At 67.2% G+C, this 25,354-nt stretch carries 25 protein-coding genes; 19 read left to right on the top strand and 6 right to left on the bottom strand.

Annotated elements, in window-relative coordinates:
- Positions 1 to 119 precede the first annotated feature (119 nt).
- On the bottom strand, positions 120 to 857 hold the full coding sequence (gene fabG / locus CHB77_RS05125; RefSeq protein WP_089387088.1) for a 3-oxoacyl-ACP reductase FabG: 738 nt from the start codon (positions 855 to 857) through the stop codon (positions 120 to 122).
- A gap of 41 nt (positions 858 to 898) precedes the next feature.
- Positions 899 to 1,825 (bottom strand): ACP S-malonyltransferase, encoded by a 927-nt coding sequence (gene fabD, locus CHB77_RS05120; protein ID WP_089387087.1) that lies wholly within the window; start codon positions 1,823 to 1,825, stop codon positions 899 to 901.
- Between the two features lie 160 nt (positions 1,826 to 1,985).
- Between fabD and CHB77_RS05115 the strand changes: the two genes are divergently transcribed.
- The gene (locus tag CHB77_RS05115) at positions 1,986 to 3,149 is read left to right on the top strand and encodes an ATP-binding protein (protein ID WP_089387086.1); all 1,164 of its coding nucleotides are present in this window, start codon (positions 1,986 to 1,988) and stop codon (positions 3,147 to 3,149) included.
- 128 nt (positions 3,150 to 3,277) lie between these two features.
- Here CHB77_RS05115 and ndk read toward each other — a convergent pair whose 3' ends face one another.
- Positions 3,278 to 3,700, bottom strand: a complete 423-nt coding sequence (gene ndk / locus CHB77_RS05110; protein WP_089387085.1) for a nucleoside-diphosphate kinase — start codon at positions 3,698 to 3,700, stop codon at positions 3,278 to 3,280.
- A gap of 126 nt (positions 3,701 to 3,826) precedes the next feature.
- Here ndk and CHB77_RS05105 point away from each other — a divergent pair, with 126 nt between their 5' ends.
- From CHB77_RS05105 to urtE, 15 genes are all read left to right on the top strand, one after another.
- The gene (locus CHB77_RS05105; RefSeq protein WP_165456200.1) at positions 3,827 to 4,891 is read left to right on the top strand and encodes an AI-2E family transporter; all 1,065 of its coding nucleotides are present in this window, start codon (positions 3,827 to 3,829) and stop codon (positions 4,889 to 4,891) included.
- A gap of 63 nt (positions 4,892 to 4,954) precedes the next feature.
- Entirely contained in the window at positions 4,955 to 5,716 is a 762-nt protein-coding gene (locus CHB77_RS05100; protein WP_089387083.1) for a GNAT family N-acetyltransferase, read from the top strand.
- A gap of 130 nt (positions 5,717 to 5,846) precedes the next feature.
- Positions 5,847 to 6,662, top strand: a complete 816-nt coding sequence (locus CHB77_RS05095) for an urease accessory protein UreD (RefSeq protein ID WP_089387082.1) — start codon at positions 5,847 to 5,849, stop codon at positions 6,660 to 6,662.
- Between the two features lie 2 nt (positions 6,663 to 6,664).
- Positions 6,665 to 6,976 carry an urease subunit gamma gene (locus CHB77_RS05090; RefSeq protein ID WP_089387081.1) on the top strand — a complete coding sequence of 104 codons (312 nt, stop codon included), beginning with the start codon at positions 6,665 to 6,667 and terminating at the stop codon, positions 6,974 to 6,976.
- The gene (locus CHB77_RS05085; protein WP_089387080.1) at positions 6,977 to 7,156 is read left to right on the top strand and encodes a hypothetical protein; all 180 of its coding nucleotides are present in this window, start codon (positions 6,977 to 6,979) and stop codon (positions 7,154 to 7,156) included.
- The gene (locus tag CHB77_RS05080; RefSeq protein ID WP_089387079.1) at positions 7,153 to 7,458 is read left to right on the top strand and encodes an urease subunit beta; all 306 of its coding nucleotides are present in this window, start codon (positions 7,153 to 7,155) and stop codon (positions 7,456 to 7,458) included. Before CHB77_RS05085 ends, CHB77_RS05080 begins: the two co-directional genes overlap by 4 nt.
- Positions 7,455 to 9,140: an urease subunit alpha gene (gene ureC, locus CHB77_RS05075; protein ID WP_089387078.1), complete on the top strand. Its 1,686-nt coding sequence runs from the start codon at positions 7,455 to 7,457 to the stop codon at positions 9,138 to 9,140. Before CHB77_RS05080 ends, ureC begins: the two co-directional genes overlap by 4 nt.
- 14 nt (positions 9,141 to 9,154) lie before the next feature.
- Positions 9,155 to 9,691, top strand: a complete 537-nt coding sequence (locus tag CHB77_RS05070) for an urease accessory protein UreE (RefSeq protein WP_089387077.1) — start codon at positions 9,155 to 9,157, stop codon at positions 9,689 to 9,691.
- Positions 9,639 to 10,316, top strand: a complete 678-nt coding sequence (locus tag CHB77_RS05065; RefSeq protein ID WP_089387076.1) for an urease accessory protein UreF — start codon at positions 9,639 to 9,641, stop codon at positions 10,314 to 10,316. The genes CHB77_RS05070 and CHB77_RS05065 overlap by 53 nt, the downstream gene beginning before the upstream one ends.
- Positions 10,313 to 10,936, top strand: a complete 624-nt coding sequence (ureG, locus tag CHB77_RS05060) for an urease accessory protein UreG (protein WP_089387075.1) — start codon at positions 10,313 to 10,315, stop codon at positions 10,934 to 10,936. Before CHB77_RS05065 ends, ureG begins: the two co-directional genes overlap by 4 nt.
- A 186-nt stretch (positions 10,937 to 11,122) precedes the next feature.
- Positions 11,123 to 12,406 (top strand): urea ABC transporter substrate-binding protein, encoded by a 1,284-nt coding sequence (urtA, locus tag CHB77_RS05055; protein ID WP_089387074.1) that lies wholly within the window; start codon positions 11,123 to 11,125, stop codon positions 12,404 to 12,406.
- A 51-nt stretch (positions 12,407 to 12,457) separates the two neighbouring features.
- Positions 12,458 to 14,368, top strand: coding sequence for an urea ABC transporter permease subunit UrtB (urtB, locus tag CHB77_RS05050; RefSeq protein WP_423212875.1), 1,911 nt, complete (start codon positions 12,458 to 12,460; stop codon positions 14,366 to 14,368).
- A 4-nt stretch (positions 14,369 to 14,372) separates the two neighbouring features.
- Positions 14,373 to 15,620, top strand: coding sequence for an urea ABC transporter permease subunit UrtC (gene urtC / locus CHB77_RS05045; RefSeq protein WP_089387072.1), 1,248 nt, complete (start codon positions 14,373 to 14,375; stop codon positions 15,618 to 15,620).
- On the top strand, positions 15,617 to 16,357 hold the full coding sequence (gene urtD / locus CHB77_RS05040) for an urea ABC transporter ATP-binding protein UrtD (RefSeq protein ID WP_089387071.1): 741 nt from the start codon (positions 15,617 to 15,619) through the stop codon (positions 16,355 to 16,357). Before urtC ends, urtD begins: the two co-directional genes overlap by 4 nt.
- A gap of 3 nt (positions 16,358 to 16,360) precedes the next feature.
- On the top strand, positions 16,361 to 17,068 hold the full coding sequence (urtE, locus tag CHB77_RS05035; protein ID WP_089387070.1) for an urea ABC transporter ATP-binding subunit UrtE: 708 nt from the start codon (positions 16,361 to 16,363) through the stop codon (positions 17,066 to 17,068).
- A gap of 15 nt (positions 17,069 to 17,083) precedes the next feature.
- Here the strand turns inward: urtE and CHB77_RS05030 are convergent, their stop codons facing one another.
- From CHB77_RS05030 to CHB77_RS05025, 3 genes are read right to left on the bottom strand one after another with little or no spacing between them, the layout of a single operon-like run.
- A complete protein-coding gene (locus tag CHB77_RS05030; protein ID WP_089387069.1) occupies positions 17,084 to 17,563 on the bottom strand; it encodes a DNA polymerase III subunit chi in 480 nt (159 codons plus the stop codon).
- Positions 17,563 to 19,020 (bottom strand): hypothetical protein, encoded by a 1,458-nt coding sequence (locus CHB77_RS17995; protein WP_131023314.1) that lies wholly within the window; start codon positions 19,018 to 19,020, stop codon positions 17,563 to 17,565. Before CHB77_RS17995 ends, CHB77_RS05030 begins: the two co-directional genes overlap by 1 nt.
- Before the next feature lie 22 nt (positions 19,021 to 19,042).
- Entirely contained in the window at positions 19,043 to 20,623 is a 1,581-nt protein-coding gene (locus tag CHB77_RS05025; RefSeq protein WP_089387068.1) for a leucyl aminopeptidase, read from the bottom strand.
- Between the two features lie 113 nt (positions 20,624 to 20,736).
- Here CHB77_RS05025 and lptF point away from each other — a divergent pair, with 113 nt between their 5' ends.
- The 3 genes from lptF to CHB77_RS05010 are packed head-to-tail and all read left to right on the top strand — an operon-like array spanning position 20,737 to position 25,333.
- Positions 20,737 to 21,864, top strand: a complete 1,128-nt coding sequence (gene lptF / locus CHB77_RS05020) for an LPS export ABC transporter permease LptF (RefSeq protein ID WP_089387067.1) — start codon at positions 20,737 to 20,739, stop codon at positions 21,862 to 21,864.
- Complete coding sequence (gene lptG, locus CHB77_RS05015; RefSeq protein WP_089387066.1) at positions 21,861 to 22,970, top strand: LPS export ABC transporter permease LptG; 1,110 nt, start codon at positions 21,861 to 21,863, stop codon at positions 22,968 to 22,970. Before lptF ends, lptG begins: the two co-directional genes overlap by 4 nt.
- Positions 22,967 to 25,333 (top strand): LPS-assembly protein LptD, encoded by a 2,367-nt coding sequence (locus tag CHB77_RS05010; RefSeq protein ID WP_242626529.1) that lies wholly within the window; start codon positions 22,967 to 22,969, stop codon positions 25,331 to 25,333. The genes lptG and CHB77_RS05010 overlap by 4 nt, the downstream gene beginning before the upstream one ends.
- The last annotated feature ends 21 nt before the right edge of the window (positions 25,334 to 25,354 follow it).

Below are 25,354 nucleotides of genomic sequence, written 5' to 3'. Positions count from 1 at the left end.
CGCCCAAATTATCCGCGAACCTGTCGTCCGCTTCGGCACAGGGCGGTTTCCCTGCTGCTCAAGCCGGGGATATAGCACCGGCCGACCGTGTTGCAACCGCTTTTGCTTGGCGCGGCGCGTCAGATCATCGCCATGCCGCCGTTCACATGCAGCGTGGCGCCGGTGATATATCCCGCCTCGGGGCTGGCCAGATACAGGACCGCCGCCGCGATCTCCTCGGGGGCGCCCATGCGGCCTGCGGGGATCTGGGACAGGATCCTGCCCTTCTGGTCGTCGGTCAGGCTGTCGGTCATGGGCGTGGCGATGAAACCGGGGGCCACGCAGTTCACGGTGATGCCCCGGCTTGCGACCTCATAGGCCAGCGACTTGGACATGCCCACCAGACCCGCCTTGGCGGCGGCATAGTTGCCCTGCCCCGGATTGCCCGTCGCCCCCACGACCGAGGTGATGTTGACGATCCGCCCCCAGCGGGCCTTCATCATCGGGCGCAGCGCCGCGCGCGACAGGCGGAACACGCCCGTCAGGTTCACGTCCATGACCTGCTGCCATTCGTCGTCCGACATGCGCATGAACAGGTTGTCGCGGGTGATCCCGGCATTGTTGACCAGGATGTCCACGGACCCCATGGCGGCGGCCGCGTCCTTGACCAGCCCGGAGGCGGCTTGCGCATCCGACAGGTTCGCGGGCACAACATGCGCCCGTTCCCCCAAGGTCGCGGCCAGATCCCGCAACGGCCCCTCGCGCGTGCCGGACAGGGCGACCGTCGCGCCCGCCGCGTGCAGCGCGGTGGCGATGGCGCCGCCGATGCCGCCCGATGCGCCCGTCACCAGGGCCGTCCTGCCTGTCAGATCGAACATGGCTGATCCTTCTTCGTTGTCCAAATACCCCAAAGGCCGCGTCAGCCCTTCAGCGCCGCGATGTCCGCGGGCACGCCGATGTTGCGCACGGTCGCGTCCTTGGCAATGCGCCGGATCATCCCCGACAGCGCCTTGCCCGCGCCGATTTCCCAGAACTCGGTCACGCCCGCCGCCGCCATGTTGGCGATGGATTCGCGCCAGCGCACGGTGCCCGTGACCTGTTCCACCAGCAGGCGGCGGATCGCGCCGGGTTCGATCACGGCCTCGGCCCGGACATTGGCGATCAGCGGCACGGCGGGGGGCTGGATGTCCACGCCCGCCAGCGCGTCGGCCATCACGGCGGCGGCGGGCTGCATCAGCACCGAATGGAAGGGCGCCGACACGGGCAGCATCAGCACCCGCTTGGCCCCCGCCGCCTTCATCGCCTCGGCCGCGCGCTCCACCGCGCCCTTGTGCCCCGAGATCACGACCTGACCCGGATCGTTGTCGTTGGCGGCCTGCACCACCTCGTCGCCCGCGATCTCGCGCGCGATGTGATCGACGGTGGCGAAGTCCAGGCCCAGGATCGCCGCCATCGCGCCGACGCCGACCGGCACGGCCTCTTGCATGGCATGGCCGCGCATCTGCAACAGACGCGCCGTATCCTCCAGCGTCAGCGCCCCCGCCGCGCACAGCGCCGAGTATTCGCCCAGCGAATGCCCGGCCACGAAGTTCGCGTCCTGGATGTTGATGCCTTCCGATTCCAGCGCCCGGAACGCCGCGACCGAGGTTGCCATCAACGCCGGCTGCGCGTTCTGCGTGAGGGTCAGGGTGTCGATATCGCCGTTCCAGATCAGGTCCGACAGCCTTTCGCCCAGCGCCTCGTCCACCTGGTCGAACACGTCGCGCGCCGCCGGATAGGCCTCGGCCAGCTCCCGCCCCATGCCGACGGCCTGCGCCCCCTGGCCGGGAAAGACGAATGCGCGCATGGGGGCCTCCTAGGGTGGGGTTGGTTGAGGAGGGATAGCGCGGATGGGGGTGGGGGTGCAACGGTTGCTAAAATAACAGACACGCTAATGAAGTATAAAAAAGTATAGCGTCAGACGCTAGACTTCGCTATAAGTCTCTAAACAACCAGTAGGAGTCATAATGGATCCCTATCGCAATCCCTTCGCACCAGGAGCGGGCAGTCGCCCTCCTGAACTTGCTGGTCGAGATGGAATTTTAGAAGCAGCAAGAATTTCGTGCGGGAGAGCCCTCAAAGGCAGAAGTTCTCGCTCAATGATGCTATTGGGATTGCGCGGCACTGGCAAGACAGTCCTTCTCAACGAAATTAAAAAGATAGCAGAAAGGGATGGGCTGCTGACGTCAAAGGTTGAGGCACCCGAAGGTGAAAGCTTAGCTCGACTTCTTTACCCAGAGATGCGGAAAGTTATGAGATCACTTTCGGGCATTGAGTCGGCTAAGCAAATCGCAACTAGAGGACTAAAAGGACTACGCAACTTCGCTTCCATCTTTAAAATTGACGTTGGTGGGGTAGAAGTTGGAATAGAACCTGAACTTGGTCTGGCTGACAGTGGCGACATTCAATATGATCTCCCAGATTTGTTTACCATGATTGGTCGTGCTGCTCAAGCCGCAGATCGCGGTTGGATTCTTTTGATTGATGAGGTGCAATATCTTTCAGAAGCGGATCTCTCAGCACTTATTGTTGCTCTGCACAGAATGTCACAAGAAAGCTTGCCAGTAGTAATGGTGGGGGCCGGACTGCCACAAATAGCACGCTTGGCAGGTGAGGCAAAATCCTATGCAGAAAGGCTTTTTCTTTACCCAGGAGTAGGAGCGCTTGATAAAAAATCTGCTTCTACTGCCATTGAAAGGCCAATAATTGACGAAGATGCTTCTATAGAACCGGAAGCCCTTCAAACCATTGTGGAACGAACCCAAGGCTATCCCTTTTTTCTTCAAGAATGGGCTTCAGTCACATGGAATAATGCTGAAGGATCAAAGATCACATTTAATGATGCAAATCAATCCTACACAGAAACCTTAGCGTTGCTTGATGAGGGATTTTTCAAAGTAAGAATAGATCGACTTACCAAGGCAGAAACACAGTTTGTAAAAGCCATGTCAGATCTTGGGGATGGACCTTACGCTATGGGCGACATCGCTAAAGCTATGGGACGCACTCAGCAGTCTCTTGGACCTGCTAGAGCGAGCATCATCTCTAAAGGAATGATCTACAGCACGGATCATGGATATTTAGACTTTACCGTTCCTTTGTTTGCACCATTTATGAGACGTCAAAATTAATTGTTTGATTTGAGCAGCAAATAATAAAATTTCGGCCTCTCTTAAAAAAGCAGAGGAAGATTATAGAAATTAAAGCAGTAAAAGGGGCCACCCGGCCCCTTCCCTTCTCACCCCAGGCTCTCAGCCTCTCACCCGACCAGTTCCAGCCCCGAGAAGAAGAACGCGATCTCCTCCTTGGCCGTCTCGGGGGCGTCGGACCCGTGGACCGAGTTCTCGCCCACCGACAGGGCGAATTCCTTGCGGATGGTGCCTTCGTCGGCCTGGGCGGGGTTGGTCGCGCCCATCACCTCGCGGTTCTTCGCGATCGCGCCCTCGCCTTCCAGCACCTGCACGACCACCGGCTCGGACGCCATGAAGTCCACCAGTTCGCCGTAAAAGGGGCGGTCCTTGTGGACCTCGTAGAACTTGCCGGCCTGGGCGGGCGACAGGTGGATGCGCTTGGACGCGACGATGCGCAGGCCCGCATCCTCGAATTTCGCATTGATCTTGCCGGTCAGGTTGCGGCGGGTGGCGTCGGGCTTGATGATGGAAAGCGTGCGTTCGATGGCCATGAAGGCGTCCCCTTGCTGTGTCCGGCGGGCCAGCCCCGCCCAGTCATGAATTGGCGCCCGGTTATCAGGGATGGCATTGGCGGGCAAGGCGGGCATGATGGGCGCGAAACAGCCAAAGGCCCGCGCATGACCGACCCCTTGCTTTCCGCCCCGCAGCCGCGCCTGCGCCCCGGACCCATCGCCATCGCCCTGGCGGCCTTGCTGGTGCTGGCCGCCGCGTGGCAATGGTCGAACGTGCTGCTGCTGGGATTCGGCGCGATCCTGATCGCCATCGCCCTGCGCGCCGGGGCCGCCTTTTTGAACCGACGCGCGGGAATCGGCTTCAAGCCCGGCGTGCTGCTGTCGGCGGTGGCCGCCGTGCTGCTGATCGGCGGGGTGATCGCCGCGGCCGGTCCGTCGATCTCGGACCAGTTCCGGGAACTGGTCGGCAGCCTGCCCCGCGCCTGGGAACAGGTGAACGCCTGGCTGTCCGAAAGCTCGATCGGGCAGTTCCTTGAACGGCGGATGGAGGATTCCTCGTCCGAAGGGGGCGGCGGCGTGCCGGCGGACAGCCTGCCGTCGGTCTTTGGCTATGTGACGGGAACGCTGGCGACGGTGTTCGGGGGCGCGGCGAACGTGGTGCTGCTGGTGACGGTGGCGATCTTCCTGGCGCTGGACGCGCCCATGTATCGCGGCGGGGCGCTGCGGCTGGTGCCGCTGTCCTATCGCGCCCGTGCGGGGGCGATCGCCGACGAACTGGCGCAGGCCCTGGCCCGCTGGATGGGCGGGCAGGCGCTGGACATGGTGCTGGTGGCGCTGGCCACGGGGCTTGGCCTGTGGCTGCTGGGGGTGCCGCTGGCCCTGGTCCTGGGGCTGATCGCGGGGCTGACCAACATCGTGCCGGTCGTGGGGCCGTTCGTGTCGGGCATTCCGGCCGTGCTGTTCGCGCTGACCCAAGGGTTCGACATGGCGATCTATGTGGCGCTGCTGTTCGTGGTCATCCAGCAGGTCGAGGGCAACCTGCTGATGCCCCTGATCCAGCGGTACGCGGCCGACCTGCCGCCCGCGCTGACGGTGCTAGCGATCCTGGCCTTTGGCGGGCTGTTCGGATTCGCCGGCATCGTGCTGGCGACGCCGCTGCTGCTGGTGACGATCGTCCTGGTCAAGCGCATCTATGTCGAGGATGTGCTGGGCGACCGGCAGAAGGATTGACGTCCTTTGCAATCCTGTCACGACGCGGCATCAGAATGGGCGCGCACCGCGAAAGGGCATCCCATGGAACCACTGCGCAAGGGCCGCTATCTGGCCCGGCTGGCCGACACGCCCCAAGACCTGCGCGCGGCGCAGCGCCTGCGCTGGCTGCGCTTTGTTGCGCGCAACGGCGTTTCCGACGACGGCGCGCGGGTGGACGCCGACCGGCTGGATGCGGAATGCCAGCACATGCTGGTCGAGGACTTCCCGACCGGCCATCTGGTCTGCTGTTTCCGTGTCCTGCCGCTGGCGGCCGGCCCCGACATCGCCCGCAGCTATTCGGCGCAGTTCTATGACCTGCGGGCGCTGCACGCCTTTGATGGACCGATGCTGGAGGTGGGGCGGTTCTGCGTCCATCCCGCCGTGCGCGATCCTGACATCGTCCGCACCGCCTGGGCCGCCCTGACCCGCCTGGTCGAAGACACCGGCACCCGGATGCTGTTCGGCTGTTCCAGTTTCGTCGGCACCGAACCCGGCCCCCATGCCGAAGCCTTTGCCATCCTGCGCGCGCGCCATCTTGCCCCGCGCCGCTGGTGGCCACGCATCAAGGCGCCCGACGTCTTTCGCTTTGCCCGTGCCCTGCTGCCAGGCCAGCCCGATCCGAAACGCGCCATGGCCGCGATGCCGCCGCTGCTGCGCAGCTATCTGGCCTTGGGCGGCTGGGTCAGCGACCATGCGGTCGTGGATCCCGTGCTGCGGACCATGCATGTCTTCACGGGGGTCGAGATCGCGGCCATTCCGCAGACCCGGCAACGCCTGCTGCGGGCGGCGGCCGGTCCGTCCTGATTCGTCCGGTGCCCCGAATTTGGGCAAGACGCCCGTTTGGCGATCAGACGGCGGCCCGCTGCGCGCCCGGCAGGCAGTTCCGGGATGCCGGGCGATTGACGTTTTGCCTGCCAGGCCGCCCTGTCGGCGCATGTTCGACAGCCATCCCGCCCAACCCTTTCTTCAACGCAGCCACGGGGACGCGCAGGTGGTCATGGGACCGCGGGGACTGGTGGATCTGGCGCAGTCCGGTTCGGCCAAGGCGATGCTGCCCCGCGTGACGGCGGGATTGCCGGAAATCGTGTTTCTCAACACGTCGGGCGGGCTGGCCTCGGGCGACAGCCTGTCGTTTTCGGTGACGCTGCGGGACAAGGCCGGTGCCGTGGCCACCACGCAAACAGCCGAACGGGCCTATCGCGCCGAAGGCATGGCCGCCCGCGCCGGGGTCTGCCTGCATGTCGGCGAGGGCGGCTGGGTGGACTGGCTGCCGCAGGAAACGATCCTGTTCGACGGCGCCCGCCTGGTCCGCGACACGCAGGTCGATCTGGCCCCCGGCGCGGGCTGCCTGCTGCTGGACATGATCGTGCTGGGCCGGTTGGCGATGGGCGAACGCCCCTGCCGCCTGCATCTGCGGGACCGCCGCGTGGTGCGCCGGGCGGGCCGGATCGTTCATCACGACGCCATGGCCCTGGGCGATGCGGGCCTGCCCCGGTTGGGCGGCCCGGCCCTGCTGGGCGGGGCGCGCGCGGTGGCGACGCTGGCAATGATCGCGCCCCAGGCGCCCGACCTGCTGGACCGCACCCGCGCCGTGCTGGACGAACCCGGCGTTGCCGGTGCTGCCAGCGCGCCGCGGGGGCGGCTGGTGATCCGCCTGCTGGCGCAGGATGACTGGCCCCTGCGGCGGCAGGTCAACCGGCTGCTGGCGGTGCTGCGTCCCGATCCCCTTCCCCGCATCTGGCAGGTCTGACGATGAACCTTTCCCCTCGTGAACGCGAGAAACTGCTGATCTCGGTCGCCGCCATGGTGGCGCGCGGGCGGCTGGCGCGCGGCGTCAGGCTGAACCACCCCGAGGCCATCGCGCTCATCACCGATTTCGTGGTCGAGGGCGCGCGCGATGGCCGCAGCGTCGCCGACCTGATGCAGGCGGGGGCGCATGTCGTCACGGCGGGCCAGTGCATGGAGGGGGTGCCCGCCATGATCGAATCCGTCCAGGTCGAGGCCACCTTTCCCGACGGCACCAAGCTTGTCACCGTCCACCACCCGATCCGCCACGAGGTTTGAATGAAGCCCTATGCCCTTGCCGCCGCGTTGATGATTCCACAGGCCGTTCTGGCCCATCCTGGCGATCACGGCAGCGCGTCTCCGGTCCATCTTCTGTCGCAGGCCGATCACCTGGCGACCCTGGCCATGATTATCGCCCTGGGCATGGCGGCGTGGCTGTTCCTGCGGGGGCGGCCGTGATCCCCGGCGAAATCCTGCCCGCCCCCGGCGACATCGCCCTGAACCCCGGTCGCGACCCGATCGCGGTGATGGTCGCCAACACCGGCGACCGCCCGATCCAGGTCGGCAGCCATTACCATTTCGCCGAAACCAACCCGGCCCTGGATTTCGACCGTGTGGCCGCGCGCGGGATGCGCCTGTCGATCCCCGCGGGAACTGCCGTCCGGTTCGAACCCGGTCAGTCGCGAGAGGTGCGGCTGATCCCCTATGCGGGCAACCGCATTGTGCAGGGTTTCCGCAAAGCCGTCATGGGGGCGCTGTGACCCGCCTGTCCCGCGCTAACTATGCCGCCCTTTACGGCCCCACCACCGGCGACCGCATCCGCCTGGCCGACACCGACCTGCTGATCGAGGTCGAGCGCGACCTGACCATTCCCGGAGAGGAGGTCAAGTTCGGCGGCGGCAAGGTCGTGCGCGACGGCATGGGCCAGTCCCAGGTCACGCGCGCGGGCGGCGCGATGGATACCGTCATCACCGGCGTCGTGGTCTTTGACCACCAGGGGATCACCAAGGCCGACGTGGGCCTGCGTGACGGCCGCATCGCCGGAATCGGCAAGGCCGGCAATCCCGACACCCAGCCCGGCGTCACCCTGGTGATCGGACCCGGAACCGAGATCATCGCCGGCGAAGGCCGCATCCTGACGCCCGGCGGCTTTGACTGCCACATCCACTATATCTGCCCGCAGCAGGTGGATCACGCGCTGCATTCCGGCGTCACCACCCTGCTGGGCGGCGGCACCGGGCCCGCGCATGGGACGCTCGCCACCACCTGCACCCCCGGCCCCTGGCACATTGCCCGGATGATCGAGGCCTGCGCCGACCTGCCCGTCAACATCGGCATCGCGGGCAAGGGCAACGCCAGCGTCAAGGCACCGCTGGAGGAACAGGTCCGCGCGGGCGCCTGCGCGCTGAAGCTGCACGAGGACTGGGGCACCACCCCCGCCGCCATCGACTGCTGCCTGGGCGTCGCGGACCGGATGGACGTGCAGGTGATGATCCACACCGACACGCTGAACGAATCCGGCTTTGTCGAGGATACCATGGCCGCCATCGCGGGCCGCACCATCCACGCCTATCACACCGAAGGCGCGGGCGGCGGGCACGCCCCCGACATCATCCGCATGGTCGGCATGGCGAACGTCCTGCCGTCATCGACCAACCCGACCCGGCCCTATACGCGGAACACGGTCGAGGAGCATCTCGACATGCTGATGGTCTGCCACCACCTCGACCGCCGCGTCCCCGAGGACGTGGCCTTTGCCGAATCCCGCATCCGCCGCGAAACCATCGCGGCCGAGGACATCCTGCACGATCTGGGCGCATTCAGCGTGATCTCGTCCGACAGCCAGGCCATGGGCCGGATCGGAGAGGTCATCATCCGCACCTGGCAGACCGCATCCAAGATGCGCCGGCAGCGCGGGCGGTTGCCGGACGAACAAGGTGACAACGACAACCTGCGCGCCCGGCGATATATCGCCAAATACACCATCAACCCCGCCATCGCCCATGGCGTTTCCGCCCATATCGGCAGCATCGCCCCCGGCAAGCGCGCCGACCTGGTGCTGTGGTCGCCCGCCTTCTTCGGCGTGAAGCCCGAGATGGTGCTGGTCGGCGGGCAGATCAGCGTGGCGCAGATGGGCGATCCGAACGGATCGATCCCCGTGCAGCCCATGTTCTCGCGCCCGATGTGGGGGCATAACCGCCGCGCCTCGGCGCTGTTCGTCAGCAGGGCCGGGCTGGAGGACGGCGCAGGCGAGGGCCTGCAAAAGACCCTGATCGCGGTCGAGAACACCCGCGCCATCGGCAAGGCCGACATGGTGCTGAACGCCGCCATGCCGGTGATCGAGGTCGATCCCGAAACCTACGAGGTCCGCGCCGATGGACAATTGTTAACATGCGAGCCTGCGGCGGAACTGCCGATGGCCCAACGCTATTTCCTCTTTTGAGGGAGGACCACGCCATGATTACCGCCGCCAGCATCACCCGCAACGCCCCCGCGCCCTTTGACGGAGAGGTCGCGCTGGATTACGAAGGCCGCCTGCTGCGGCGCAGGAAGCTGACCTGCGACGGCGATTCCGGCGGCGGGGATTTCCTGGTGGACCTGCCCGAAGCCACCAGCCTGGAAGACGGCGACGCGTTCGATCTGTCCGACGGCCGCCGGATCGTGGTCCGCGCCAAGCCCGAACCCGTGCTGGTCATCCGCGGCAACCTGCCCCGCCTGGCCTGGCACATCGGCAACCGCCACACCCCCTGCCGGATCGAGGCCGACCGCCTGGTCATCCGACAGGATCACGTGCTGGAGGCGATGCTGCGCAAGCTGGGCGCCGAAATCTGTCACAAGGCCCTGCCCTTCCGCCCGGAAGGCGGCGCCTATGGCCATGGCCGCACCTTCGGGCACGATCACGGCCCGGCGCCTGACCATTCCCATGCGCACGACCATTCCCATGCCACGCAGGGCCACAGCCATTCCCACGCCCCCGAACACCACCACGCCTGAGGCCGCGCGCCTGCATCTGGCCCAGATCCTGTCGCCCGCCTTTCCGGTGGGCGGCTTCGCCTGGTCGCAGGGGCTGGAATGGGCGATGGATGCGGGCCTCGTCACCCGGGCGACCCTGGCGCCGTGGCTGGCTGGCTGGCTGGATCACGGCGCGGGCTGGGCCGATGCCGTTCTCGTGGCGCTGTCCCTGCGGGCCACGGATCATGCCGCCCTGGACGACCTTGCCCGCGCCGCCTGCTTGTCCTCGCAACGCTTGGCCGAGACCGTCGAACAGGGCACCGCCTTCGCCGCCAATATCGCCGCGCTGACCGGGCGAGACCAGCCCCCCGCCGCCTTGCCGGTGGCCTTTGGCCGCGCCTGCGCCGCGCTGCCCCTGCCGCACCCCGAGATCATCGCGGCATTCCTGCAAGCCCAGGCCGCCGTCCAGATCGGCGCCGCCGTCCGCTTCATGCCGCTTGGCCCGGTCGAAGGGCAGCGGATGCTGGCCGCCCTGCACCCCGCGATCCTTGCCGCCGCCGCCCGCGCGGCCCAGGCGACCCAAGACGACCTTGCCGGCACCGCCTGGGGAGCCGACATCGCCGCCATGCGCCACGAAACCATGCCCGTCAGGATATTCCGATCATGAGCAACCACGGACCCTTGCGCGTTGGCATCGGCGGCCCCGTCGGCGCGGGCAAGACCACGCTGACCGAACAACTGGCCCGCGCCCTGGCCCCGCGCCTGTCGATGGCCGTCATCACCAACGACATCTACACCCGCGAGGATGCCGAGGCGCTGATGCGCGCCCAGGTGCTGCCGCAGGACCGCATCCGGGGCGTGGAAACCGGCGGCTGCCCGCATACCGCAATCCGCGAAGACGCCAGCATCAACCTGGCCGCCATCGCCGATCTGAACGCGGCCTTTCCCGATCTGGACCTGATCCTGATCGAATCGGGCGGCGACAATCTGGCCGCGACCTTTTCCCCGGAACTGGCCGACCTGACGATCTATGTCATCGACACCGCCGCGGGCCAGGACATCCCGCGCAAGCGCGGGCCGGGGCTGGCGCGGTCCGACCTGCTGGTGGTGAACAAGACCGACCTGGCGCCCCATGTGGGCGTGGACGCCGTTCTGCTGGAATCCGATGCGCGGGCCGCGCGGGGTGTCCGCCCCGTGGTCATGGCGCAACTGCGCCACGGCAGGGGGGTGGACCGGATCGTCGCCTTCCTGATCGACAACGGCGGCCTGACCCCGCGTCCGGCCTGATCCTGCCCGCGCGGCAGGCAGGTGCCCTTCCGCCTGCCCGCTTTCGAACCAGTTGCCGCATCCCCTGCCGGAAACCTGCCCGAAACCTGTTCAGCCTGTCCGAAACCCGGCTTGCTGCACCTGCGAAGGCCCCGCGCCTTCATGGGACCAACAGGGACACGGGCCGAACGGCCGGGGAAGGTAACGATGAAACGATTTTCCGCGACACTGGTGCTGACCGCCGCCACCCTTGCGGCACACGGCGCCTGGGCGCAGGACGGAGAGCCCATCAAGATCGGCGTGCTGCATTCGCTGTCGGGCACCATGGCGATTTCGGAAACCACGCTGAAGGACACGGTCCTGATGATGGTCGAACAGCAGAACGCCAAGGGCGGGCTGCTGGGCCGCCCGCTGGAGGCTGTGGTCGTGGACCCTGCGTCCGACTGGCCACTGTTTGCTGAAAAGGCGCGCGAGTTGCTGACCGTCAGCGATGTGGACGCGATCTTCGGCTGCTGGACCTCGGTGTCGCGCAAATCCGTCCTGCCGGTGATCGAGGAACTGAACGGCCTGCTGTTCTATCCGGTCCAGTACGAGGGCGAGGAATCGTCCAGGAACGTCATCTATACCGGCGCCGCCCCCAACCAGCAGGCGATCCCGGCGGTCGATTACATGGCCGACGAACTGGGCGTCGAGAAATGGGCGCTGCTGGGCACGGATTACGTTTACCCGCGCACCACGAACAACATCCTGGACGCCTATCTGAAAGGCAAGGGCGTCGCGGCCGAGGACATCTTCGTCAACTACACTCCCTTCGGCCATTCCGACTGGTCCAAGATCGTGGCCGATGTCGTGGCCCTGGGCGCGGACGGCAAGAAGGTCGGCGTCGTGTCCACCATCAACGGCGACGCGAACGTGGGCTTTTACAAGGAACTGGCGGCGGCGGGCGTGTCGGCGGACGACATTCCGGTCATGGCCTTTTCCGTGGGCGAGGAGGAACTGGCAGGCCTGGATACCGCGAACCTGGTCGGCCACCTGGCCGCGTGGAATTACTTCCAGACGGCGGAATCCGACGCCAACACCGCCTTCATCAAGGAATGGAAAGATTTCATCGGCGACGAGAACCGCGTGACCAACGACCCGATGGAGGCCACCGTGATCGGCTTCAAGGCTTGGGTCGCCGCCGTCGAAAAGGCGGGCACCACCGATGTCGATCCGGTGCTGGACGCCATCGTGGGGGTCGAGGTTCCGAACCTGACCGGCGGCACTGCCACCGTCCTGCCCAACCACCACATCACCAAGCCGGTCCTGATCGGGGAAATCCGCGAGGACGGCCAGTTCGACATCGTCAGCCAGACCGACCCCGTGCCGGGCGACGCCTGGACCGATCACCTGCCCGAATCGGCCAAGCTGGAGGCCGACTGGCCCGGCAAGGACTGCGGCATGTTCAACACCGAAACGAACGCCTGCGTGCAGGTCCAGTCGAACTATTGATCCTGCCGGGGGCGGCTTGGATCGCCCCCCATTTCCGGGAACGCGCCCATGATCCGCCCGCTGATCGTCCTTGTCCTGTCCTTGCTTTTTGCCCTGCCGGCGGCGGCCAACCCGGCCCTTCGGGCGGTCATCGACGCCAACCTCGACCAGATCGAGAAACCCTCGCGCCGCACGGTCGAACCGCTGGTGGCCGACCTTGCTGCGACCGGCCCCGAGGGGCTGGCCCTGCTGTCCGCGTGGGCCGACCGGTCGCTGGGCGTGACCGAAGACGGGCGGCTGCTGATTGTCCGGGGCGACGCGGCCACCGATGCCGTGACCGGCCAACCGGTGCCGGGCGCCGATCCCAGGATGCTGCGACCCAATTCCGGCGTACGCGGCGTCATCGAATCCGCCCTGGTTGCGAACGAGATCTCCAGCCCCGATCCGGCCCGCCGCGCCGCCGCCCTGGCCCGCATCGCCCGCGACGGCACCGCCGACCATCTTGCCGCCCTGCGTGCCGCCCCGCCCGAGAAGGATCCGGCCCTGGCCGCCCAGCGCGACCGGGCCACCAGCCTGCTGGCGATCCGCTTCGACCCCGATCCCGCATCCCGCGTTGCCGCCATCGAGAGCATGGCGGGCGATGTCGGCCTGGATTTCCGCGCCGTCCTGAACCCGTTGCTGGCCACCACCCGCATCGCGGCAGCGGACGAACCCGCCGACGCCAACGTCGCCCGCGAATTGTCCATCGGCGGCGACTTCCCGCGCGAGGCGGCGGTCGCCCTGCTGACCGGCCAGGGTGTCCTGCAACCCCGCCTGACCCCGGCCGATCAGCGCAACGCGCTGGCGGCCAGCATCGTGGACGGCACCGCGGGCGGTGTGCCCGTCGCCGATTTGTCCGATCCCGCCGCCCGCGACCGCGCCTACGAGGCGTTGGAGGCCACGGGCACCGTTCCCCCCGCCGCCACCGACGCCGAGGCCGACGCGGCCATCGAGGCCAACCGCTTTTTCGAGATCTATGCCGAGCCGGACCGCGCCGTCACCGATGCCGCCCGCGCGGCCGAGAGGGGCGCGCAGGTTCGGCTGGCGGCGATGGCCGGGATCGATCTGGGGCTGGATGCGCTGTCCATGGCCTCGATCTATTTCCTGGCGGCCATCGGGCTGGCCGTGACCTTTGGCGTGATGCGCGTCATCAACATGGCGCATGGCGAATTCATCATGATGGGCGCCTATACCGGCTATACGGTGCAGACGCTGATCGCCGACCGCACCCTGTCGCTGGTGGTGGCCCTGCCGCTGGCCTTCGCGGTGACCTTCGGGGCGGGGGTGGTGCTGTACCGGCTGGTGATCCGCCACCTCGCGCGCCGTCCGCTGGAAACGCTGCTGGCGACCTTTGGCGTGTCCATCGCGCTGCAACAGCTGGCCAAGAACATCTTCGGCACGCAGGCCCGCCCGCTGACCGCGCCCGCCTGGCTGGAAGGCGCGATCACGGTCAACGACGTGATCTCGATCAGTTCGATCCGGGTGGCGATCTTCGTGCTGGCCCTGCTGTTCCTGGGCCTGTTCCTGTTCATCATGAAGCGCACCCGGCTGGGGCTGGAGGTCCGCGCCGTCACCCAGGACCCCGGCATGGCCGCGTCCATGGGCATCAACCCCGACCGCATCGCCATGATGACCTTTGGCCTGGGGTCGGGGATCGCGGGGATCGCGGGCGTGGCCATCGGGCTGTTCGCGCAGGTCACGTCGGAACTGGGCCAGCACTACATCGTGCAAAGCTTCATGACCGTGGTCGTGGGCGGCGTCGGCACCATCTGGGGCACGCTGGCCGGCGCAGGCCTGATCGGCGGGCTGTCCAAGGTGATCGAGGCCCTGAACCCCGCCAACGCGCTGGCCGCGCAGACCTTCATGATCCTGTTCATCATCATCTTCATCCAGTTCCGCCCGCGCGGCATCATCCCGCAGCGCGGCCGCGCGGCCGAGGCGTGACCCCATGACCGACAAACTGACCCGGAAACCCTTTATCCTGCGCAATCCATCCATCCTGGTCGTGCTGGCGGTCCTGTCCGTCTTCACCCTTGCGGTCACGCTGCTGAGCCAGGCCTATGGCAGCGGCGTCATCCCGACCTCGACCGTCAAGGTGCTGGGCAAGACCCTGTGCCTGGCGCTGGCGGCGGTCGCCATGGATCTGGTGTGGGGCTATCTGGGCATCCTGTCGCTGGGACAGATGGCCTTCTTCGCGCTTGGCGGATACCTGATCGGGCAGTGGCTGATGTATGCGCGCACCGAAGCCATCGTCGCCGCGTCCCTGGCGGGAAACCCGATCCCGCCCACACCGGCCGAATTGCAGGAAGGCGTCGCCAACCAGATCTTCGGCGTCGTCGGATCGGCGGACCTGCCGCTGGTCTGGGCCTTTGCCCATTCGCTGCCGATCCAGCTGGCCCTGGTGCTGGCGGTGCCCGGCCTGCTGGCCCTGGCGTTCGGCTGGCTGGCCTTCCGCAGCCGCGTCAACGGCGTCTATCTGTCGATCCTGACCCAGGCGATGACGCTGGCCCTGGCGCTGTGGCTGTTCCAGAACGACAATGGCTTTCGCGGCAACAACGGGCTGTCGGGGTTGCAGAACATCCCCGGCCTGGACGAGGTCGATCAGGCCACCCTGTCGGTCTGGTTCCTGTGGGCGTCCGCCCTGGCCCTGGGGCTGGCCTATGTGCTGGCGGCCTGGGTGGTCAGCGGCAAGTTCGGCAGCGTGGTCCGCGCCATCCGCGACGACGAGACTCGCGTGCGGTTCCTGGGCTATCCGGTCGAGGGGTTCAAGCTGGTGGTCTTCACGCTGGCCGCGATCATCACCGCCATTGCGGGCGCGCTGTATTACCCGCAGGCCGGGATCATCAATCCGGCGGAACTGATGCCCATCGCCTCGATCTATCTGGCGGTCTGGGTCGCGATCGGCGGGCGCGGCCGGCTGTATGGCGCCATCGTCGGCGCGGTGGTCGTGTCGCTGCTGTCCAGCTGGTTCACCGGCGGGCGGGCGCCGTCCATCCATCTGCCGGGCTATACGGTGAATTGGGTGGACTGGTGGCAGGTGGCGCTTGGCCTGTCCTTCGTGCTGGTCACGCTGTTCGCGCCCAAGGGCATCGCGGGCATCGTCGATCGGCTGGGCGGCATCCTGTCCCCGCGCCGCCACGGCCGCGACCTTGGCCCCGACCAGGGCGCGCTTCAGGAGCAAGAGGCCAGGGCATGAGCGCGCTTCTGGAGGTGGACGGAATCTCGGTCAGCTTCGACGGGTTCCGGGCGATCAACAACCTGTCCTTCAGCATCGGCGATGCGGAACTGCGCGCCGTGATCGGCCCCAATGGCGCGGGCAAGACGACCTTCATGGACATCGTGACCGGCAAGACCCGTCCCGACAGCGGCGACGTGAAATGGGGCACGCCGCCGAAATCGCTGCTGCGCCTGAACGAGGCGCGGATCGCCCGCGAAGGCGTGGGCCGCAAGTTCCAGCGTCCCACCGTGTTCGAGGATCAGTCGGTCGCCGACAACCTCACCATGGCGCTGAAGGCCGACCGCAGCCCCTTCGCCGTGCTGGGCTGGCGTCCGTCGCGCGCGTCCGCGACGCGGGTGGCGGATCTGGCGTCCGAGGTGGGGTTGGCCGATCACCTGCCACGCAAGGCCGGTGAGCTGTCTCATGGCCAGAAACAATGGCTGGAAATCGGGATGCTGCTGGCGCAGGAACCGCGCCTGCTGCTGGTCGACGAACCGGCGGCGGGCATGACCCTGGCCGAACGCGAACAGACCACCGCGCTGCTGGTGCGGCTGGCGCGGACGCGGGCGGTGATCGTGGTCGAACACGACATGGATTTCGTGCGCCGCCTGAACTGCAAGGTCACGGTGCTGCACCAGGGGTCGGTGCTGGCCGAAGGGTCGCTGGACCATGTGACCCGCAATCCAGACGTCATCGACGTCTATCTGGGGCGATAGGACATGCTGGAAGCCACCGACCTGACCCTGCATTACGGCGGCAGCCAGATCCTGCATGGAATCGACATCGCCGCGCGCCCCGGTTCCGTGACCTGCGTGATGGGCAACAACGGCGTGGGCAAGACATCCTTGATGAACCTGCTGGCCGGGCGGCATCCGCGTTCCGGCGGGACCATCCGCCTTGACGGCACAGACCTGGGCCGGATCACCGCGCAGCAGATGGCAAGGCTGGGCGTGGGCTATGTCCCGCAGGGCCGGGCGATCTTTCCGATGCTGACCGTGCGCGAGAACCTGGAGACGGGCTTTGCCTGCCTGCCCCGCCGGGACCGCCGCATCCCGGATACGATCTTCGACAGCTTTCCCGTCCTGGCCGAGATGGCGCACCGGCGCGGCGGCGACCTGTCGGGCGGCCAGCAGCAGCAATTGGCCATCGCCCGCGCGCTGATCGCCAAGCCGCGCGTGTTGCTGCTGGACGAACCGACCGAGGGAATCCAGCCCAACATCATAGCAGGGATCGGCCGCGTCATCGCCGCGCTCCGCGACCGGGGCGACATGGCCATCGTGCTGGTCGAACAGTTCTTCGATTTCGCCTGGGATCTTGGCGATGAGTTCCTGGTGCTGGAACGCGGCCGCGCGGTCATGCAGGGGTCCAGGGCCAGCCTGGCGCGCGGCGACCTGCACGCCCGGTTGGCCGGCCACGCGGCCGCGTGACGGCCGCGCGCATGGTTACCGCTTGCGTTCCCAGCGGCCCGATTCCTCGGACCAGTATTCCGCGGCGATGCCCGCCTGGGTCAGCAGCCGCCACCGCTCGCGCGCCTGGGTGGTGGCGGCTGCGTCGCCGCCGTCGAAGATGATGCAGGTCCGTTCCAATACCCGGCATTCGGCAGCCGCGACCTCGGCCCCGTCAAGCGCCATCAGGCAGGCGGGGTTGTTCGCGGCCCCCTGCCCTGCCACGGCCTGTCCTGCGACAGCCTGGCCGGCCACAGTCAGCAACACCGGCTGGCGCGCATCATGCGGCCCGCCCGCCAGACCGTGCGGCAAGAACCCGTCGCCTTGCCACAAATGCAGATCCAGCCGCTCCATCCGGGCGGGATCGGTGCCGCGCAGTTCCACATGCCAGCCCGCAGCCAGGGACTTGCCGATCAGCGTGGGCAGCAGGCTTTCCGCCGGGGATCGGGTCAGGTGATAGAACAGCGCGTTGCCCATCAGGCCTCCGGCCGGGCGGGATGTTGCGCGGTTCTGCGAAGGATGGAAGCCTTGTTCATGGCAATGATGTCCGATTTGCTGCCAGCAGGCGAATATATTCTGCAACCAGGGGATGGTGGCTCAACTGTCCCCGGCGCCCCGGTGTCAGGGGAAGATCCCTTGCGGTCCAGAGAAAGCAGAAAGTTTCGGTGGCATATGTGGAACAAACCCGTTGAATAGCCGCCTGCTGTCCGGGCTTTGCGATATTTCCATGCGCTGCGGCCCCGCGCATCTCGCGCCCAGCGGATATGTCCTTTGCCACCTCGGTCCGAATGCCGCCAATATCCGTGCCCTGCATGGCGAAAAGCCACCAGTCGCCTGACCCGCTGTTCGAAACCTTCCTTGCAAAGCGTCCGTAACGATCCATCAATGCGTTTCCTGGAAATATCCAGACCTTGCTCCTGTGCGACAGCAAATGCCGCATCGGCAAGAGGTTTGATCGCTAGTGGATCGAGAACTTTTCTTTCCCTTGTATCCGGCAGACGCTCGAACCACCGCCATGCGGTTAGCAGGCGTTCGCTGGCGTCCCTCTCGGTGGATCCGCGGCAGGCCGTCATACGGACATAGGCGTCCTGCCAACCTTCGATACGACCGATCCAGCAAGACAAGCCTTGACCCAGGGAGGCAAGGTCCTCATCGTCCCATGCTGCAAAGGGAGCCTTCGCCGCAGGGCATGCTTCGCCTTGGGGTTCCGGTTCAAGCCAGGACAAGACGGCCTCGTGTTCTGGCTGCATGGCGTCTCTTTTCAACACCTTGCCCATGCGGATGGATTGCGCCGCGACATGGCGGTTAGCCATAAACGACAGAAACGAAAGGTAGGTCGTTAAACGTTGCCACACAGCGTTGAGTGGGCAGCCTTCAGGAAACTCGATGTAGAAGCGTATTCCGTCCATCCTGGGAACGGGGTTGCCAAGGATCAAGGTAACATCGTGGTTGGCGCCATAGGTTTCCACACCAACAGAGGTATTGAAAAAGCTTATATTGTCTTCAGAGAATGACTCTTTCTGAATGATGCAGCGTTGTTTTTCGGCATGCACGAATAGATACTCGGCATCCGGGGAGCGGAAAGAGACGCGCCGGACCGGTTCGTCCGCGCGCCACGGATCGGTTCCGATCAGCGCCAGATGTGACAGCACTTCGGCACGACTGACAAGGCGTTTCTCTCGGTGTCCACGGGCATCGGGGGCACTGGCGACCATATTTCTTCCGGTCGAGACTGTTACGTTTCCATGAAGCGAAAGGATGCGGCCATCGTCCATCACCACATGGGCAGGTTGACCGTCAGGACGATCAAGCTGCGTATCGAAGCCAAAGACACTCCACTTGACACAGTCATCACTGATCTGGACAAGGCCGGACCGTTCCCCGTCCAGTTCCTGGAAAAAATGCGTTCTGGCCGCCGCATCGAATTTTTTCATGTCTGCTACGCGACCAGTCGTTTCACCGCGCCTCGTACCGATCCCGGATCAGGCGGTTCAGGGTCATCACGCCCCAGCCGGTCGCGCCTCTGGGGGCCAGATCGGTCGCGCCGGGCGGCAGGGCGACACCGGCGATGTCGATATGCGCCCAGGGCTGGCCCTTGCGGATGAAGCGTTGCAGGAACTGCGCCGCCGTGATCGACCCCGCCGCGCGCCCGCCGGTGTTCTTCATGTCCGCCAGGCGCGACTTTATCAACGCGTCATAGGGCTGGCCCAGGGGCAGGCGCCAGGCGCCCTCGCCCTCGGCCCGCGCGGCGGACAGAAGGGTGTCGGCCAGCGCATCGTCGTTGGCGAACACGCCCGCGTTGTCGTGGCCCAAGGCGATGATGACGGCGCCGGTCAGCGTCGCCAGGTCGATGACCGCCTTGGGGGTAAAGCGGGTCTGCGCGTACCACAGCACGTCGGCCAGCACGAGGCGCCCCTCGGCGTCGGTGTTCACGACCTCGATCGTGTCGCCCTTCATGGATTTCAGGATGTCGCCGGGGCGATAGGCGCGCCCGTCGGGCATGTTTTCCACCAGCCCGACCAGCCCCACGACATTGGCCCGCGCTCGGCGCAGGGCCAGCGTGCGCATCACGCCCGCCACCACGCCCGCGCCGCCCATGTCCATGGTCATCTCCTCCATCCCCGCGCCGGGCTTGATGGAAATGCCGCCGGTGTCGAACACCACGCCCTTGCCGACCAGGGCCAGGGGCGCCTCGTCGCCGCCGCCGTTCCAGCGCATCACCACCACCCTGGAGGGCGATTCGCTGCCTTGGCCCACGGCCAGCAGGGCGCGCATCCCCAGGCCGTGCAGCTCCTCCTCCTCCAGCACTTCGACGGTCAGGCCGATCTCCTCCATCGCCTTGAGGCGGTCGGCGAAATCGGTGGTGGTCAGGACGTTGGCGGGTTCGTTGACCAGATCGCGGGTGAAGAACACCCCCTCGGCCACCGCCGCCGCGTCCTGGGCCGCCTTGGCCAGGGCTTCGGGATCCTTGGCCATGAAGGTCACGCGGGCCTTTTCGCTGACCGGCTCGTCCGGGGCGTCCGGGGCGCTGTCGGCCTGGGCGTCGGCCAGAACGGCCGTGTCGGCCTCGTGCGTGACGCTTTGCGGAATCGGATCGGGACCGGTCTCTGGCCCGTCCTCGGCGGGCTTGGTCTGATAGACGGAAAAGTCATACCCCCGCAGCGCGATGCCCAGCGCGATGTCGCCCGCCCGCCTGTGCCCGCCCGCCAGCACCAGCGTGTGCGTGGTGCCCAGCTTGGCGCCGATGGCCGCGCCCGCCTTGCGCGCTTCGGCCACCGAGGCGCCCGCAGGCAGCGCCACCAGCGTCAGCGCATCCGCCGCCATGCCCGCCGGAAAGGCCAGTTCCAGCGCCGCGCCGGGCTTCAGCCCCCGGCCCGCCTTCGAATCCAGCGCCCGCTGCGCCGCCTCGCGCGCGCCGCGCGGCAGGCCCGACGGAAGCTTGCCCCCCGGCGCCACGATCAGCGCCACGCGGCCTGCGTGGCTGGCCAGCCGGTCGGTGGCGATGTCGGTGAAGGTGATCGGGGCGGGCTGGGTCATGGCGTCCTCATCTTTCTGCGCATCAAAGCCTAGCCCCGCCGCGCACCCTTTTCCAGACCCGCCCTTGCCGCTAAGCAGAACGTGAGACGCCGCCCGAAGGATCAGCCCGCCCCATGCCCCGGATCGACCGATACATCCTTGGCCAGATGCTGACGCTGTTCGGATTCTTCGCCCTGGTGCTGGTGTCGGTCTACTGGATCAACCGGGCCGTCAGCCTGTTCGACGATCTTCTCAGCGACGGGCGGACCGCGTTGGTCGTGCTGGAATTCACGGCGCTGACGCTGCCGCTTGTCATTTCGGTCGTGCTGCCGGTCGCGGCCTTCGCGGCCACCGCCTATGGCACCAACCGGATGGCCGGGGAATCGGAACTGGTCGCCATGCAGGCGGCCGGGCTGTCGCCCTGGCGGCTGGCGCGGCCGGTGCTGGTCTTCGGCGTCCTCGTGGGCGTGATGGTGGCGGTGCTGGTGCATGGGCTGGTGCCCATGGCCCGCGCGCGGCTGGCCGACCGCCAGGCCGAACTGGCCCAGGACGCGACCGAACGGTTCCTGCGCCCCGGCACCTTCCAGTATCCGTCCGACGGCATCACCCTGTTCATCCGCGACATCGCCGGGGACGGGCGCCTGCTGGATCTGTTCATCGAGGATGCGCGCGACCCCGCCAACCAGACGGTCTATACCTCCGAGGAAGCCCTGGTCGTGCGCGCCGAGACGGGCCCGGTGCTGATCCTGCTGCGCGGCATGTCGCAGAACCTGCGCCAATCGGGGGACCGGCAATCGCTGGCCGTGACGCGGTTCGACGAACTCAGCTATGACGTGGGGGCGATGTTCGCGGGCGGCGGGCAACGGGGCCGCGACCTGCGCGATTACGGCACCGTGCGGCTGCTTGATCCCGATGCGGCCCTGCTGGCCGCGACCGGCGCCGCCCCCGCCGAGGCGCGGCGCGAGGCGCACGAGCGAATCGCCCAGCCCCTGCTGTCGCCCATCGCCGCGATGATCGGTTTTGCCACGCTTCTGATCGGGGGCTATTCCCGGTTCGGCGTCTGGCGGCAGGTGCTGTGGGCGATCGCAGGGCTGATCGCCGTGCAGTTCCTGACCAATGCCGCCGCCGACCAGGCCGGGCGCGACCCGTCGCTGTGGCCGGTGCTGTATCTGCCCGCCCTGATCGGCGCCGCGATGTGCTGCGGCTTGCTGTGGCTGGCGGGCAGGCCCCGGCGGCTGAAATCGGGGGGTGTGCCGGCATGATCTTGGCCCGCTATGTCGCGCGTCGGTTCCTGCGGTCGTTTCTGACCATCGCCGGGGTGTTCCTGCTGATCCTGCTGCTGATCGACATGATCGAGATGATCCGCCGCTTTTCGGACCGCGACATCGGCCTGGGGGGCGCCCTGGGGCTGGCCGGGCTGAACATCGCCTCCAGCTTTTACGCGATCCTGCCGTTGCTGACCGTTCTGGCGGGAATCGCGCTGTTTCTGAACCTGGCGCGCACGTCCGAAATGGTGGCGATCCGGGCATCGGGCCGGTCAGCGTTGAAGGTCGTGACCGCCCCCGCGGTAACGGCCGCCCTGGCGGGCGCGCTGACCGTCGCCTTTCTGAACCCCCTGGTGGCCGTGACCGGCGCGCGGTTCGACGCCGCGGTGGCCGCCATCGACCGCGCCAGCCGCCAGACCGTGTCGGTGGGCGACAGCGCCGTCTGGCTGCGGCAGGCGGTGGTCGAGGGGGCGCAGGAATCGGGCCAGATCGTCATTCGCGCCCGCCGCGCCAGCCCGGATGCCACGACGCTGTATGACGCGACCTTCATGGTCTTCGACCAGGACCAAGGCCCCGTCCGCCGGATCGAGGCGCGCGAGGCCCGGCTGGCGCCCGGCCTGTGGAAGCTGGCGGATGTGCGCGACTATCCCCTGACCGATGCCAATCCCGAGTCCGGCGTCACCGTGGTGCCCGCGATGGATCTGGCGTCCGACCTGACTGCGCAGCGCATCCGCGAGGGTTTCGGCCGCCCCGAGGCCGTGCCGGTCTGGCAGTTGCCGGGTTTCATCGCGGGCCTTGAACGGGCCGGCTTTTCGGCGGCGCGCCACAAGGTCTGGTTGCAGATGGAACTGGCCCGGCCCTTTCTGATGGCCGCCATGGTGCTGGTGGCCGCCGCCTTCACCATGCGGCATCTGCGCGGCCGCAGCACCGGCGGGGCGGTCCTGCTGGCCTTCGGGGCCGGGATCGGGCTGTTCTTCCTGCGCAATCTGGCGCAGGTTCTGGGCGACAACGGGCAGGTGCCCCCCTGGCTGGCCGGATGGACCCCGCCGCTGGTGGGCGGCCTTCTGGCCGTCGCGCTGATCCTTGCGCGGGAGGATGGATGAACGGACGCATACGGAAAGGCTGGCTGCTGGGACTGGCGATGCTGGTGCCGTCGCTGGCGCCTGCCCAGACGATGCCGAGCCAGGATCCGGGCCTTGGTGCGGGCAGCATCGGCGGCACGGCCGGTCTGGGCTGGCGCGGCGATGCCGCGCTGGCGCCCGCCGCCACGCCCCTGGGCAATGCCATCCTGGGCGACCGCACCCCCGATGCCGCCGCCCTGAAGGCCACGGCCCCGGATGCCGATGTGATCCTGCCCGCCCGCGACACGGGCGATGCGCAGGACCAGGCGGCGACGGTTCTGGCCGACAGCATGGTCCTGCAAGGCGACCGCACGCTGATCGCGGCGGGCGGGGTGGTGGTCTGGTATCAGGGCGCCCGGCTGGTGGCGTCGCGCATCGTGGTGGACGGGGCATCGGGCGACCTGACCATCGAGGGGCCGATCCACCTGTCCCGACCCGGCGCCGCCGATCCCGATTCCGAAGCGATCCTGATTGCCGAATCGGGCCAGCTTGACCGCGAATTGCAGGACGGCATCATCCGCGGCGCGCGGCTGGTCCTGGCCCGCGAATTGCAGCTTGCCGCCCGCGAACTGACCCGGACGGGCAATGGCCGGATGACCAACCTGCGCTATGTCATCGCGTCCAGCTGCCAGGTCTGCGCGTCCAATCCGACGCCGTTGTGGGAAATCCGCGCACGCAGCATTACCCATGACGCGGAAACCCGCCTTATCACCTTCGACCGTCCGCAGTTTCGTGCCATGGGTATCCCGCTGGCCGCCGCACCCTTTACCCTGACCGCCCCCGACCCGACGGTGGAACGCCGCACAGGGTTCCTGCGGCCGGAATTCCGCACCACCTCGGGGCTGGGGTTCGGGATCAAGCTGCCCTATTTCATCACGCTGGGCGATCAGGCCGACGTGACGGTCACGCCCTATGTCTCGGCCAGCCGGACGCGGACGCTGGAAATGCGCTATCGCCAGGCCTGGTCGCGCGGCGTCACCGAATGGAACGGCGCGGTCAGCCGCGACGACATCGAACCGGGCGGCACGCGGGGATACGTCTTCGGCAACGCGCTGATCGACCTGCCGCGCGGCTATCGCCTGGGGGTGCAGGTGCAGGTGGCGTCCGACCGGGGCTATCTGCTGGATTACGGCATCACCGACGCCGACCGCCTGTGGAGCGGTCTTACCCTGGACCGCGTGACCCGCGACAAGCTGTTCTTCGGGCGCGTCGGCAATTACCGGTCCCTGCGCGACGACGAGGACAACAGCACCTCGCCCGCGCAGGTGGCCGACGTGATCTGGCAGCGGCGCTTTGTCCCCCATTACATCGGCGGACAGGCCTTGATGGAATGGTCGGTCCATGCGCACCGCCGCCCGTCCGACCGGGATCGGGCAGGACGCGACATGGCCCGTGCGTCGGTCGGGCTGGACTGGCAACGCAGCGAAATCCTGCCTTTTGGCGTTGTGGGGGCCGCGCTCGCCGGTCTTGACGCCGACATCTATCGCATCGCGCAGGACAGCCGCTATGACGACCTGGTGGCCCGCGCCGATCCCACGGTGGGCGTCGAACTGCGCTGGCCGCTGATCGGCGGCCGCGACGGCGCCACCCATATGGTCGAACCCGTGGCCCAGATCCTGTATTCGCCGCACGGCAACGACGACGACATCCCGAACGAGGACAGCCGCCTGGTCGAATTCGACGAAGGAAACCTGTTTTCCGACAACCGCTTTCCGGGATGGGACGCGCGCGAGGGGGGGCTGCGCGCCAATCTGGGCGCGACCTGGACGCGGATCGACCCGACCGGCTGGTCTCTGGCCCTGACCGGGGGGCGCGTGCTGCGCGCCGATCCCGAACGCGCCTTTCCGACGGGCTCGGCCCTGTCGGGGACCAGTTCCGACTGGCTGGTGGCCGCGCAATACGACAGCGGAACGGGCCTGGCCATCGCCAACCGGGCGCTGATCGACGACAACCTGTCCCTGTCGCGCAATGAACTGCGCCTGGGCTGGCTGCGCGACGACCTGCAATTGTCGGCGGGCCATCTGTGGCTGGACGGCGAGGGACAGGACGCCGGATTGCCCGACGTCAGCGAACTGGCCGCCAATGTCGGCTGGCAGATCCGCGACGGCTGGTGGGGCCGGGCGGAGACCCGCTACGACTTCGTGGCCGACCGGGCGCAGCGCGCATCACTGGATCTGACCTATCGCAACGAATGCCTGACGGTGGACATGGGCATATCGCGCCGGTTCACCAGTTCGGACAGCGTTCGGGCGGAAACCAGCGTCGGCCTGTCGTTGCGCCTTGGCGGTTTCGGCGCGCAAGAGGATTTGCCGGGCACGGTGGCGCGCCGGTCCTGCATGCGCTAATCTTGCGCCAAGAAACGAAAG

This window comes from Paracoccus sediminis (assembly GCF_900188295.1).
Taxonomy (GTDB): Bacteria; Pseudomonadota; Alphaproteobacteria; order Rhodobacterales; family Rhodobacteraceae; genus Paracoccus; species Paracoccus sediminis.
The sequence above is the reverse complement of the archived record's forward strand: the minus strand, read 5'-3'. Positions and strand labels throughout refer to the sequence as shown.